Origin of the sequence: Streptomyces sp. NBC_01261, assembly GCF_036226385.1 — a bacterium.
Classification (GTDB): Bacteria; Actinomycetota; Actinomycetes; order Streptomycetales; family Streptomycetaceae; genus Streptomyces.
Map to the genome: position 1 here is coordinate 6395237 of NZ_CP108463.1, position 13122 is coordinate 6408358.

Consider the following 13122-nt stretch of genomic DNA (forward strand, 5'->3'; position numbering starts at 1 on the left):
CTAGGAGCTCGGGGGTTGCGGCTGTGTGGCGAGTGCGGGTGCGTTGTGGCTGGTCGCGCAGTTCCCCGCGCCCCTGCAAGCCGTAGGTCCCGGGGGCTGGAAAGTTGGCGCCCCCGCGATCTTGAAAAGCGCCACCCCTGTGCCCCTGAGAAGCGCCGCTCCCGCGCCTCTGAGGGAATCGACCGCTCCCGCGCCTCTGAGGGAATCGCCAGACCCCGCGCCCCTGACGGAATCGCCAGACTCCGTGCCCCTGAGGGAATCGACCGACCCTGCGCCCCTGACGGAATCGCCCGACCCTGCGCCGGAAAGTCAGCCCTTGCTGACCGCTGCCAAGATCTCCGGTAGCCGCCTCGCTGTTCCCGGTGCTGCCAGTCGTAGCCCCGCGTACGTGAGCGCCGTCCCGTACCCCGCCCCCGCAGGCAGCAGCACCCAGCTCCACCGGTCGCCGTCCGCGCTGACGTTTGCCCAGATGGTGAGGACGATGACGGGGGCGCAGAGGAGGGCCGCGGAGATCATGCCGCCGAAGATGGAGATCCAGGCGAGGCCGGCCTGGCCGGGGGCGACGTTTTTGTGGGTGCCCTGAGGGATGGAGTAGGGGAAGCGGGCCGAGGTCCAGGCGCCGGTCGCGAGCATCGCGCCGAGGAGGGCGAAGGAGAGGCCGAGGACCTCCGGGAGCCGGGACCAGTCGCCGAGCAGCGCTGTCGTCAGGACGGTGACCAGTGCCGCGTACGGCAGGGTGATCACCAGCAACGCCAAGGCGCGGGCCCGGAGTTCGGCGTAGGCGTCCCGCGTCGTGGAGATCGTCATCGCGACCATCCAGAACGCGGACGTGTCCTGGCCGAACTGGTTGTACATCTGGATGCCGAGCATCCCGGCGGCGAAGCACGCGAAGTACACCGAGCCGGTGCCCTGCAACGCGTTGAACACCGGCACGATCAGCCCGATCGCCAGCGAGGTCACCCACGCCGCCTTGGTCTTGGGGTCGCGCCAGACGTAGCGCAGGCTGCGTTCCATGACCGTTCCGGTGCGGCCGGACGGGAGGAAGCGGGCCAGGCCACCGGTGGACGCCCTGTCCTTCGCCGCCGGTTCCGCGGACTGGAGCGTCGAGCCGTCCGGTGCCGTCATCAGCTTGGTCAGGCTGCGTGACCAGAGGAGCACGAGAGATGCCAAAGCGGCTGCCGACAGTGTCAGTTGGGCGGTCGCCAGGCCGTACGAGCCCTTGCTCACCGAGTCCACCGCGCCGATCGCCGACGCCGGTGGTACCCAGCGCAACACCTCTGCCGGCGCGTCGAGTTGGGACAGTCCGGTCGAACCCAGGCGCTGCACACCGAAGTTGACCAACTGCACGCCGACCGCGATCACCAGCCCGCTCAGCACCGCCAGGTCCCGCCCCCTGCGGCTGCTCAGCAGGCGGATGTTGGCCGCGGCGACCGCCCGCGCGAGGGCCACGCAGACCAGCAGCCCGAGGGCGACCGCGAAAACGGCCGTGACGTACGCGGCGGGCCCGTGCGCCACCGCGATCACGGACCCCAGCAGCAGTACCAGCGTGAACAGCGGCCCGATGCCGACCAACGAGGCCGCCAGCAGCGCTCGTACCAAGGGCTGGGGCCGAAGTGGCAGCATCACCAGGCGAGTTGGGTCGAGGGTCTCGTCGCCGGTCGGGAAGAACACCGGCATCACCGCCCAGCCCAGCCCCAGTACCGCCACCAGGATGACGACCACGGAGACCGCGTGCGTGTTCCCGCGCAGCGAGATCAGCCCGATCAACTGGAGCGCGGCGAGCAGCAGCGCCACGACCGCCGACGCGACGTACGCGGCCCGCCGGCCACCGGACTGCCGTAGACCGTTGCGGAGCAGGGACAGCTTCAGACGTACGACCACGGGAGTGATCGAAACCGCTGTCGTGGTGTCGCTCATCGGGTGCCGCCGCCCAGCCAGTCGAGGTCGGAACTGTGGTCGCGGGCGCCCGCGCCGACGAGTTCGAGGAACGCCTGCTGGAGGGTGGGGGATTCGCCGCGCACCTCCGCGAGGGTGCCCTGGGCGCGGATGCGGCCGGCGGCCATCACGGCGACCCAGTCGCAGAGGGACTCGACGAGTTCCATGACGTGGGAGGAGAAGACGACGGTGGCGCCGGAGGCGGTGTAGCGCTCCAGGACGCCCCGGATGGTCTGCGCGGAGACCGGGTCGACGCCCTCGAACGGCTCGTCCAGGAACAGGACTTCGGGGTTGTGGAGGAGAGCGGCGGCGAGCCCGATCTTCTTGCGCATACCGGTCGAGTAGTCGACGACGAGCTTGTGCTGCGCCCCGGCCAGGTCGAGCACGTCGAGAAGCTGCGTGGCCCGCTTGTCGACCTCGGCACCGGGCAGCCCCCGCAACCGCCCGCTGTACCCGAGGAGTTCACGCCCCGAGAGCCGCTCGAAGAGCCGCAGCCCTTCCGGCAACACCCCGATCCGCGCCTTCACCGCCACGGGATCCGCCCACACGTCATGCCCGACGACCGAGACGCTCCCCTGATCGGGCCGCAACAACCCGGTCACCATGGAGAGGGTCGTGGTCTTCCCGGCCCCATTGGGCCCGACCAGCCCGATGAACTTCCCAGCGGGCAACTCCAGATCAATCCCGGCCACGGCAACTTGCTGCCCAAACCGCTTCCAGAGCCCACGCACACTCACGGCAGCAGACGTCATACCTTGCAGCCTACGGTCAGGGGCCCTACCTGAGGGGCGCGGGGAACCGCGCGACCAGCCCCCACCGAACCCGCACCCGCCGACCTACCGATCCCGCCCACACGCATAGGCGAGCGGCGAGATCAACTCCTCCGCATCCGGCAGCCAACGATTGGCCGCAGTCGGCCGACAAGCCCACTGCACAGCCCCCCGAGACCCGAACCGAGTGGGCGGCGCGGCCACGTACCCACCCTCACCCAGCACCACAAGATCAAGGGACGCGGGCGCCCACCCGATCCTGCGCACCAGATCCGGCACCTTCACCGAAGCCCCCGGCAGCACGAAGAACTCCATCCGCCGCGCCGGCGTCAACGTCACGGGCCCCAGCGTCAACTCCATGCGCTCCATCCGGGCCAGCGCGAGGAACCCCGAACTCTCCGGAACGGAAATCGCGTCGAACGTCCGCCCCGTGGGCAGCAGGATCGAAGCCGCCGGCTGCTTCTGCCACATCCGCCGCGCGACCGTCGCACTGCCCGTCGCCTGCGTCGCCCAGTCCTCACGCGCCGGGTGTGCGCCGGGTGCGGCGCACGCGGGGTCGCCGCAGGAGCAGTGCTGCACCCCGTCGACGGCTTCCAGCCAGGTGCCGGGGAAGACGTCCCAGTGGCGCTCCTCGGCGTAGCGTACGGCTGTCTCCAGCAGCGATTCCCCGCGCTGCTTCGGAATCTGAGCGGCTTCGGTGCCCGCGATCGTCTCTTCCACGCCCAACACAACTCCCGCACCCACCTGGAGTTACGGGCGTAGCGCGCGCGGGGGTGGGGCATCGATTCCGCAACTGGGGCGCATGGAGGCATGTGCGGGGGCGCGCGGGAGGAACGACAGCGGGAGTTGGGTAGCCAGGTGTGGGGCGAGCACCAGCTTTTACCCCGGCATTCCTCGCATGCTTCGCATTTTCGCCATGTTCGCTGGGCATTGATCTTCACGGCCGGATCTTTTCGCTTCAGGGGTTGTTCCCAGGGGGTACGCCATGGCCGCAAGGCCACTTGTCGCGCGGCAGCCGAACGAACGGCTGCAGGCGCTCATCCAGGAGGCGGGGTGCTCGAACGCCGGGCTGGCCCGCCGGGTCAACATGTGCGGCGCCGAGCACGGTCTCGACCTGCGCTACGACAAGACGTCCGTGGCCCGTTGGCTGCGGGGGCAGCAGCCGCGCGGGCGGGCTCCGGCGATCATCGCCGAGGCACTGGGCCGCAAGCTGGGCCGTACGGTCACGATCGACGAGATCGGCATGGCCAACGGCAAGAACCTCGCGTCGGGCGTGGGCCTGCAGTTCTCGCCGACCGTCCTCGGGGCCATCGAGCAGGTGTGTGAGCTGTGGCGCAGTGACGTGGGGCGCCGGGACTTCCTGTCCGGTTCGTCGGTCGCCGCGTCCGCGCTGGTCGAGCCGAGCCGCGACTGGCTGATCTCCTCGCCGGACTCGCAGGTCGCGCGGGCGGCGGGACCACGTGTCGGCCAGTCCGACGTGGCGGCCGTGCGCGCGATGACCCAGGCGCTGAGCGAGCTGGACCACCAGTACGGCAGCGGGCATGTGCGCCCGGTCGTCGTGCACTACCTCAACAGCGTCGTCTCCGGGCTGCTCGCGGGGTCGTACCGGGAGGCCGTGGGGCGTGAACTCTTCGCCGCCGTCGCCCGGTTGACGGAACTCGCCGGCTACATGGCCGTCGACACGGGTCAACCCGGCCTGGCGCAGCGGTACTACATCCAGGCGCTGCGCCTCGCGCAGGCGGCGGGGGACCGTGGCTACGGCGGCTATGTGCTCGCCGCGTCCATGAGCCACCTCGCCGCGCAGCTCGGAAACCCGCGTGAGATCGCCCAGTTGGCGCGGGCGGCGCAGGAGGGGGCGCGTGGGCGCGTGACCCCGCGGGCCGAGGCGATGTTCTACGCGGCGGAGGCGCGCGGGCACGCCCTCATGGGGGACGCGCGGTCGGCGCAGCTCGCGTCGGGGCGCGCGGTGAGCGCGCTGGACGCGGCGGATCCGTCGACCGGGGACGACCCGGCGTGGATCGCGCACTTCGACGAGGCCTATCTCGCCGACGAGTTGGCACACTGCCACCGCGACCTGGGCCAGGCCGAGGCGGCGGCCCGGTCCGCGCAGGAGTCCCTGGACGGGCACCCGGAGTCGCGGGCGCGCCGCCGGGCCATCGGGTACGTCCTCCTCGCGAGCGCGCAGGTGCAGCAGCGCGAGATCGAGCAGGCCTGCAACACGGGCCTGAAAGCAGTGGAGTTGCTCGGCTCGCTGCGGTCCAACCGGGGCGCCGAGTACCTGGAGGACTTCCAGCAGCGGCTGGAGCCGTACCGGGACGAGCCGGTGGTAAGGGAGTTCGGGGCACGGATGGAGTTGCAGGCCGCCGCGTGAACGGCGGGGGGACCAGCAGGTGAACACCGCTCCGGTGCGGAAAGGAGTGCGTACAGCGGCACTTGGAGCGGATGAGGGCCCGGGACTGTTACCGGCGTCACAAGATGGCAGGTCCGGTCCAGTGCTGCGTGGCACCGGGCTCGGGGTACCCGGTAGCGTGAGCCGACGATCCCGTAGGTCCCCCATTCGTAGGAGTCCCGGTGACGCAGAGCGGACAGGGCGAGGAACCCTCGGCGCGGCCCGCGCGCGAAGGCATCGTGCTGCCCTCCGACGGAGGCGCACCCCTCCTGCCGGGTATGACGGGCGGACGCGGTGACCAGCAGTCGGGCGGGCAGCCGTCGACAGCACCTCCGACCAGTGGCCAGTCCTGGGGCGGGTCGTGGGGCCCGGACCAGCACGACCAGCACCGGACCCCGGCCCCGCCGCCGGGCCAGGGCTGGGGCGAGCGGCAACACGAGCCGCAACAGCAACCGCAGCAGTGGGGCGCCGGGCCCGAGCAGCCCGCTCCGTCCCCGTGGGGCGCCCAGGACGGCATCCCCGGCCAGCCGGGCGCCCTGCCCCAGGAGAGCGCCCAGCACGCGGCCTACGGGGTGCAGCAGCAGTCGTACGCACAGGAGTACCCGTCGGGATACGCCCAGGAGCCCGCCGCCGGGTACGTCGGCGCGGGCTACGCGTCCGACCAGTCGCCCGCGATATCCCAGTCCGCCGGCCAGGGCTACGGGACCGATGCCCAGGGCTATGGATACGGACTCGGCTCCTCCGGTTCCGGCACGCCCCTGCCGACGTCCTCCGCGCCCCTGCCCGCCGCCGCGAGCGCGTTCCCGAGCGCCCCGCTGCCGCCCGCCGACGAGGGGGCGACGCAGTACATCCCGTCGGTGGTCAACGTGCCCGGTGACGAGGGCGCCACCCAGTTCCTGCCGCCGGTCACCGCCGCCGGCATGGCCGCGATGGACGAGGGCGCGACCCAGTACATCCCGCCCGTCGGGCCCGGCGCGCTGCCGCCCGAGATGCCCGCGGGCCCGATGCCGCAGGCCTCACACCCCGACGCGCAGCCCACGCAGTTCCTCCCGCCGGTGCCCGCGCAGGGTGCCGCTCCCGGGTACGGGGCGCGGCCGGGCGGGCCGGATGACCGGCAGCCGCCCGCCGAGTTCGACAACCTCTTCCGCAACGACGCCGGAGGCGAGCAGCCCGCCGCGTCCACGCAGCAGATGCCCCGCTTCCAGCAGCCGCCGCGCGCCGAGCAGCAGGGCCAGCCGGGGCAGCAGGGCTACGGCCAGGCCCAACCGCCGTACGCGCAGCCGTCGTACGCACAGCCCGCGTACGCCCCGCCCGGGGACGGCGGCGGCCGGCGTGGGGCGCAGGGTGACGACGGCGGTCGGGGCGGGCGCCGTTCGCGGGTGCCGCTGATCGCCGGGGTCGGGGTCGGTATCGCGATCCTCGGGGTCGGCGCGGGGGCGCTGCTCAGCGGGGGCGGCGGCAAGAGCGACGACAGCGACAAGACGGTGGCCGCCACCTCGGCCGCGACGGACGGTTCCTCGTCGGCGGGTACCGATGCCGCGAAGCAACAGGCCGTCGCCCTGGACAAGTTGCTCGCCGACAGCGGCAGCAGCCGTGCCTCGGTGATCAACGCCGTCGGCAATGTGAAGGCCTGCGACAAGCTCGGCGACTCGGCCTCCGACCTGCGGGACGCGGCCAAGCAGCGCGGCGAACTGGTCACCAAGCTCTCGCAGTTGACGGTGGACAAGCTGCCGGGCAACGCGGCGCTGACGACCGCGCTCACCAACGCGTGGAAGGCGTCCGCGTCGGCCGACAACCACTACGCGACCTGGGCCGACCAGGCGGCCGGCAAGCACGGCTGCAAGAAGGGCCAGGCCCGCACCACCGGCCAGACCGCGGCCGGCAACGCGGCGAGCGGCGTCGCCAGCAACCAGAAGAGCAAGGCCGCCGCCCTCTGGAACACGATCGCGAAGACCTATGGCCTGACCCAGCGCCAGCCGACCCAGCTCTGAGCACTCACGACAGCGCGGACTTCGGCGGACCTCAGTCGAGGTCCGCGCTGTCCAGCGTCCCGGTCATGTCGAAGAAGCCTTTCTTCGCGGATACCAGCACGCCCTTCCGTACGACCTGAAGGGTCACGTTCGCGTTCACCAGCCGGGCCAGGCCGACCGAGGCGAGGTTGTCGTCGCGGGGGCTCCACTGGAGCGTCGGCGTGAGCCCGCCCGTGCTGACCTTCACGCCGTCGTCGAGGGCGCGCCGTACGGTGTCGGCGGTGATGTCACCGCTGCCGAGCGAGTTCACGACGGTCTTGAACGCGGTGTACGCGATCCAGGTGGTCTGCACCCCCGCGTCCGCGGGGTCGATGCGGTTGTCGCCGAAGGCCACCTCGTTGATGGCCTTCTTCATCGGATCCCAGCGCGCGTCGCTCGCGACCGGGTACCAGCCCGTGATGTACGACCCCTCGTACGGCCCGGACTGCCCGCCCGTCGAGTTGATCTCGGTCTGGTCGACGCTGCCGAGCACGGTCGCGGCGTGCACCGCGGGATAGTCCTGGCGGTCGCGCCGGAAGGAGTCCATGAAGGTGTCGGTGTGGTCCCCGAGCGAGGGCACCACGCAGCCCTCCTTGCCCGAGCCGCCGCTCGCGCTCTCCAGGGCGCGCGTCGACTGGCTGGAGTACTCGGTGGCGTCGTCGGCCGCGAGCTGGTCGGTCGCCGCCGCGTGGCCGCCCGCGGCGAGCCCGGCGTTCAGCAGCGGGGGCAGGTCGTCGCCGGCGATGGAGTCGGGCCGTACGAGGGTGACCGGGCCGCAGGCCGGGCCGAGTTCCTTGCCGAGGCCCGCCAGGAGCGCGGGCTGGCCGCCGTTGACGGGGTAGGACAGGGCGCGGGTGAACTCCTCGGTCGTCACGCCGTAGCCGCCTATGTACGGGATGCCGGCGCCCTCCAGCGGGGCGAAGTACGAGTCGCTGAACTCGCTGTAGGAACCGACGACCGCGACGACGTTCTCCTGCACGGCCTGCCGGGCGCACTTCGCGGCGGCCACGCTGCTGTTGTGGTCGTTGCAGGTCAGGACCTTGAGTTTGCGGCCGTTGATCCCGCCGTGCTTGTTGATCCACTTCGCGTACGCCGTCGCCATCGCGGGCATGCCCGGTTTGTTGGTCGCGCCGGTGTCCCACGGCGCCCAGGTCATGACGGTGATCGAGCCGTCCCCGGAGCCCCCCGTGACGCCGCGGACGACCCCGCAGCCGGCCACGAGCGACGCGCATGCCCCCAGAGCCACCGCCGACAGGACGGTCGCTCTGACGGGCCGGGTGAGGGTGGGGAGGAAGGTGCTGCGGTTGCGTCGCCTGCCTGTCATGGACAGACACGCTTCCGCCACACCACAAACCCGGGTGTGACTCCGGGTCAACAAGTGGTGACGCCGGGGTGAATTACGGGGGGCGTTCCTGTGTGTGTGACGAGGAACGTACGATCGATGACCGTGCAAGGTTCGGAGAACTCTTCCCGTCGCCCCCGTCGCTCCTCCACCATGGGCGGCATGCCACTGAACGACATGCCCTGGTGGCGCTGGCGCAGCAACGTGCGTTCCGCGCTGCACATGCTCTCCGATCCGGCGTTCCAGCAGAACGTCTGGCTGGCCGGTGTCGACGGGTACGGGGACGTCACCGACGCCGTCTACCGCCTCGTCGAGGACACCTGGCTCGACAACTGGTCCGCCGAGAAGTACGTCGGCACGATCTTCCGCGACTCCCAGGAGGCGGCCCTCGTGGACACCGCCGTCCTGCGCGTCCTGCGGATCATGCACCAGGTCGGCCCGGACGCCCACGTCTCCGTCTACGTCGACCACGAGGCGTGGCCGGACGCGGTACGGGCGGCGCGCGACGCGCACGTCCGGATGGCGGTGAGCGACGGGGACGATCCGGACACGCCGCCGCGGACGCTTGAGGTGCTGCAGATCATCACGCGGTCCGCGTAGGGGTGGGTTGCGGGTGGGTTCGTGGCTGTGTCGCGCCCAGGTGGCGGACGGCGGTGCCTCCGTTCAGGGGGGTATGGGACCCTGTCCTGCATGAACGCCCAGTCCACCGCCGCCGCGGCAGCCGCCGACCAGTACGTCCTCACCCTGTCGTGCCCCGACAAACAGGGCATCGTGCACGCCGTGTCGAGCTACCTCTTCATGACCGGCTGCAACATCGAGGACAGCCAGCAGTTCGGCGACCACGACACGGGACTGTTCTTCATGCGCGTCCACTTCTCGGCGGAGTCGCCGGTGACGGTGGAGAAGCTGCGGGCTAGCTTCGCGGCGATCGGTGACTCCTTCCACATGGACTGGCAGATCAACCGGGCCGCGGACCGGATGCGGGTCGTGCTGATGGTCAGCAAGTTCGGGCACTGTCTGAACGACCTGCTCTTCCGGGCGCGGATCGGGGCGTTGCCGGTGGAGATCGCGGCGGTGGTGTCCAACCACACGGACTTCGCGGAGCTGGTGGAGTCGTACCACATCCCCTTCCACCACATCCCGGTGACGAAGGACACCAAGGCCGCGGCCGAGGCCCAGGTTCTCGACCTGGTCCGCGAGGAAAACGTCGAACTCGTCGTCCTCGCGCGCTACATGCAGGTCCTCTCCGACGACTTCTGCAAGGCGCTCAGCGGGCGGATCATCAACATCCACCACTCGTTCCTGCCGAGCTTCAAGGGCGCGAAGCCGTATCACCAGGCTCACTTGCGGGGTGTGAAGCTGATCGGGGCGACGGCGCACTACGTCACCGCCGACCTCGACGAGGGGCCGATCATCGAGCAGGAGGTCGAGCGGGTGGGGCATGACGTCACGCCGGACCAGTTGGTGGCGGTCGGGCGCGATGTGGAGTGCCAGGCGCTGGCGCGAGCGGTCAAGTGGCACGCCGAACGCCGGATCCTCTTGAACGGGCGCCGGACTGTCGTGTTCGCCTAGGAGCGCGGGGGGTTGCTGATTCGGGAGCGGCTGCGGGTGCGCCGTGGCTGGTCGCGCAGTTCCCCGCGCCCCTTCGAAACGGGCGGTGCGTTCAAGGGGCGCGAGGAACTGCGCGAGCAACCACGAACGACCCGCACCCGTCGACGAACCCGAACCCCCCTGAGAGGCGCGGGGAACGGCGCGACCAGCCCCCACCCACCCACCCGCACCCGCCGACGAACCCGCGACCAACCCCTACATCCGGCTCAACGACGCCGTGGCGAACAGCACATCCCGGATCGCCTCCCGGTCACCGAGCTGCCCCGCAGCCGCCTCCTCCGGCGACACATGCCCCGCGGCCAGGTGGCAGAACTCGACCCCGTCCAGGGCGATATGGGCGACCTCCCGCTCGGCGGAGCCCACCGCGCCGGGCGAGTCGAGGGCGATCAACCACTCACCCCCGCCATGCCCCTCGATCTCCAGCCGAAGACTGCGCCCAGGCTCACCCGCACCCACCAGATGCCGCCCGCTCAACGGCGAAGCCAGCCCATGCCGCCGCCGCTCCGCCAGCACCACCGGCAACATCCGCGCGGCGAGATCGATCATCCGGTTCAGGTAACGCGGGGACGGCGGATCGTACGGATAGTCCACCGCCTCCGCGATGTCCCCCGCGTGCACCCAGCACTCGAAGGCCCGGTCGAGCATCGCATCGTGCAGCGGAAGCTCGAAGTCGCCGTAGGAGACGGCCAGTTTGCCGGTGCTGCCGCCGGTGAACGACACCGTGCGGACGATGTTGTGGCTCTGCTCGCGCCACGGCGAGCGGATGGACCGGGTCGGCGGGAAGTGCGACGACCTCCAGTACGCCTCGGTACGCGCCGCCGGCGTCATGGGCTTCGCGGTCTCCCCGGTCAGCGGGTCGTCGAGGCCGAGCGCCGCCGCGACCAGCCCGTCGACGGTCAGCAGATGCGCGATGACCCCGGCGACAGTCGTACGACGGCTCGTCGGCCCGTCGCCCTCGAACCACCGCAGCCGCACGGGCGCGTGCCACTCGGCGTCACCTATGTCCTGCAACAGGGCATCCAGACGGGCCGTCTCGGCGTCGTACGGCGCCGCCCACGCGGGTACCGGAATGCGCGGCGGCCGGCGGTCGAAGGAGCCGCTCAGTACCCGGGTGCGCAGGCCGGGGTCGAGGTCCAGGGGTTCGACGGGGTGCAGCAGCCCGACCGCGCCGCGCAGCCGCAGCGCCTCGTCCGCACAGGCCCCGCACTCGCCGAGGTGCTCCTCCACGGCCGCCGTCTCCGCCGCCGAACACGCGGCCAGCGCCCACGCCCCGAGCAGCGCCTTCAGCACCCGGTGCTCCAGCACCAGCGGCACGCCCCGGGACTCGACCGCGTCCAGCTCGGGCAACGGCCGCCCGCTGTCCTCAACGGAGGCCCGCGGCATGGGAATCCGCGGCGAGTCCCCCTCACCGCTCACGGCACCACGGTCTACGGAACCTCCGTTCCCGGAACTCCCGCCGACGGAACCGCTGTTGGCGGAACCGCCGTCACCCGGCCCGCCCGGCGCACCGCGCATGCCGTCGTCGCCGTCACCGTCGTCGTTCACCGAACCGCCGTTCCCGGAGCCGTCGTTCGCGGAGGGGCCGTCCTCGGAGCCACCAGGCCCACCGGGTCCACGCGGACCCCCGCTCGCCCCACCCTGCGCCGGCACGACCTCCTCACCTTCCCCGGCCCCTCCGCCGTACCCCTTGTGACCCTCGTACCTCTCGAAGTCCTCGCGCCACGCGTCGCTCACGCGCCACCCCCCGCTCCCGGCGGTACGCCGGCGTCGTGGGCGGTGGAGAGGAGCTGGAGGCCGAGGCGGAGGCGGCGGCGGGCCTCGTCCTCGGTGACGCCGAGGTCGACGGCGGTCTGGCGGTAGTCACGGCGCTGGAAGTAGGCCAGCTCCAGGGCGGCCCGCAGCGGGGCGGGCATGGACGTGACGATGTAGTCGGCGCGGGCGGCGACGGAGGCGCGGCGGACCGTGCGCTCCAGCTCCTCCGTGGAGCCCTCGCCGCCGTGGGCGAGGGCGACGGTCTCGGTGGTGCGCAGGCGCTGCACGGCGAGGCGGTGGGTCAGCGCGGCCACCCAGGAACGCAGGGGGCCCTGCTTGGGGTCGTAGGCGTCGGGGTGTTCCCACACGTGGGCGAAGACCTCGCGGGTGATGCCGTCGGCGGCGCGCTCGTCGCCCAGGACGCGGTGGGCGAGGGAGTGCACGAGGGAGGCGAAGCGGTCGTACAGCTCACCGAGGGCCGCCGCCTCGCCGCGGGCCAGCCGCTGCTGCATCTTGCGGTCCCAACGGGGCGGTGCGTCCTTCGTCGCCATGCGGCCCCCTCACCGTGTCCGTGCCCGGGTCAAGCGTGCGCCCACCGTTTCCTCGAATGTAGTGGGCACGTCTGACAGCGCACCCCCCATTCTGCAATTGCACGCCCCCGAAGCGGCGTGAGTGGTAACGGATCTGCGCCTACCCCACCCACATCTGATCGAACAGGATCGAAGGCGACTAAAACAAGCCTCTTCCGGACGGTTTCCGTTTCTGCCCTCGTGTTTCAGGGAACGGCCGCTGGGCAGCCGCGCTGCAAGGAAGCGTAGGTACGGCTTCCGTTTCCGGACGGTCTCCGGGAGTTCCGGCTAGCGAAAGGCGCGATGGTGGCCTTCAAAGTGAACGACGGCGAGCGCGGCGGCTGGTCCGTACTCCTCGTGTCCGGCGAACTGGACCTGGTGACCTCGCCGGTGCTGCGCCAGCGGGTGCACGACGTGGTGGCCGAGGGGCGGCACAGCCTGGTCCTGGACCTCTCCGAGGTGCTGTTCTGCGACTCCAGCGGGGTCGGCGTGCTGATCGCCTCCCGCCGTCTCATCCGCTCCTGCCAGGGCCACCTGCGCGTCGTCCTGCCCGCCCAGGGCGCGGTCGACGGCTCGCACGTCAACCGGGTCCTCGGCGCCCTCGGTGTGCGCCGTCTCTTCGACGTCTACCCCGATGTGATGACGGCCACAGAGGACGAGCCCGAGGACGAGGCGGACCCCCTCTCGGCGTGACGTCGTTGTTTCGGAGTTTCCCCGATCTTGGTACAAGCGTCGTTTTCCGCTC

11 protein-coding genes are annotated in these 13122 nt (G+C 71.3%); 5 read left to right on the forward strand and 6 right to left on the reverse strand.

Annotated elements, in window-relative coordinates:
• Nucleotides 1-309: 309 nt before the first annotated feature.
• The 3 genes from OG226_RS28500 to OG226_RS28510 form a co-directional block, all read right to left on the reverse strand.
• Nucleotides 310-1917: a transporter gene (locus OG226_RS28500; protein ID WP_328682374.1), complete on the reverse strand. Its 1608-nt coding sequence runs from the start codon at nt 1915-1917 to the stop codon at nt 310-312.
• Complete coding sequence (locus tag OG226_RS28505) at nt 1914-2687, reverse strand: ABC transporter ATP-binding protein (RefSeq protein WP_328682376.1); 774 nt, start codon at nt 2685-2687, stop codon at nt 1914-1916. The genes OG226_RS28500 and OG226_RS28505 overlap by 4 nt, the downstream gene beginning before the upstream one ends.
• Before the next feature lie 84 nt (nt 2688-2771).
• The gene (locus tag OG226_RS28510) at nt 2772-3434 is read right to left on the reverse strand and encodes a bifunctional DNA primase/polymerase (protein WP_327403258.1); all 663 of its coding nucleotides are present in this window, start codon (nt 3432-3434) and stop codon (nt 2772-2774) included.
• A 256-nt stretch (nt 3435-3690) separates the two neighbouring features.
• Here OG226_RS28510 and OG226_RS28515 point away from each other — a divergent pair, with 256 nt between their 5' ends.
• Nucleotides 3691-5076 carry a transcriptional regulator gene (locus tag OG226_RS28515; RefSeq protein WP_327403259.1) on the forward strand — a complete coding sequence of 462 codons (1386 nt, stop codon included), beginning with the start codon at nt 3691-3693 and terminating at the stop codon, nt 5074-5076.
• Between the two features lie 200 nt (nt 5077-5276).
• Complete coding sequence (locus tag OG226_RS28520) at nt 5277-7085, forward strand: hypothetical protein (protein ID WP_328682381.1); 1809 nt, start codon at nt 5277-5279, stop codon at nt 7083-7085.
• Nucleotides 7086-7116: 31 nt separating this feature from the next.
• On the opposite strand, the gene OG226_RS28525 is transcribed toward OG226_RS28520, so the two are convergent.
• The gene (locus OG226_RS28525) at nt 7117-8427 is read right to left on the reverse strand and encodes an ABC transporter substrate-binding protein (protein ID WP_328682383.1); all 1311 of its coding nucleotides are present in this window, start codon (nt 8425-8427) and stop codon (nt 7117-7119) included.
• A gap of 117 nt (nt 8428-8544) precedes the next feature.
• On the opposite strand from OG226_RS28525, the gene OG226_RS28530 reads away from it, so the two are divergent.
• Both OG226_RS28530 and purU read left to right on the forward strand, forming a co-directional pair.
• Nucleotides 8545-9045, forward strand: a complete 501-nt coding sequence (locus tag OG226_RS28530; RefSeq protein ID WP_026150474.1) for an SCO4402 family protein — start codon at nt 8545-8547, stop codon at nt 9043-9045.
• 90 nt (nt 9046-9135) lie between these two features.
• Complete coding sequence (gene purU, locus OG226_RS28535) at nt 9136-10017, forward strand: formyltetrahydrofolate deformylase (RefSeq protein WP_328682388.1); 882 nt, start codon at nt 9136-9138, stop codon at nt 10015-10017.
• A gap of 234 nt (nt 10018-10251) precedes the next feature.
• Here purU and OG226_RS28540 read toward each other — a convergent pair whose 3' ends face one another.
• Complete coding sequence (locus tag OG226_RS28540) at nt 10252-11571, reverse strand: zf-HC2 domain-containing protein (protein WP_328686453.1); 1320 nt, start codon at nt 11569-11571, stop codon at nt 10252-10254.
• 215 nt (nt 11572-11786) lie between these two features.
• The gene (locus tag OG226_RS28545; protein WP_328682389.1) at nt 11787-12359 is read right to left on the reverse strand and encodes a sigma-70 family RNA polymerase sigma factor; all 573 of its coding nucleotides are present in this window, start codon (nt 12357-12359) and stop codon (nt 11787-11789) included.
• Nucleotides 12360-12680: 321 nt separating this feature from the next.
• Between OG226_RS28545 and OG226_RS28550 the strand changes: the two genes are divergently transcribed.
• A complete protein-coding gene (locus OG226_RS28550) occupies nt 12681-13070 on the forward strand; it encodes an STAS domain-containing protein (protein ID WP_328682391.1) in 390 nt (129 codons plus the stop codon).
• Nucleotides 13071-13122: the final 52 nt, after the last annotated feature.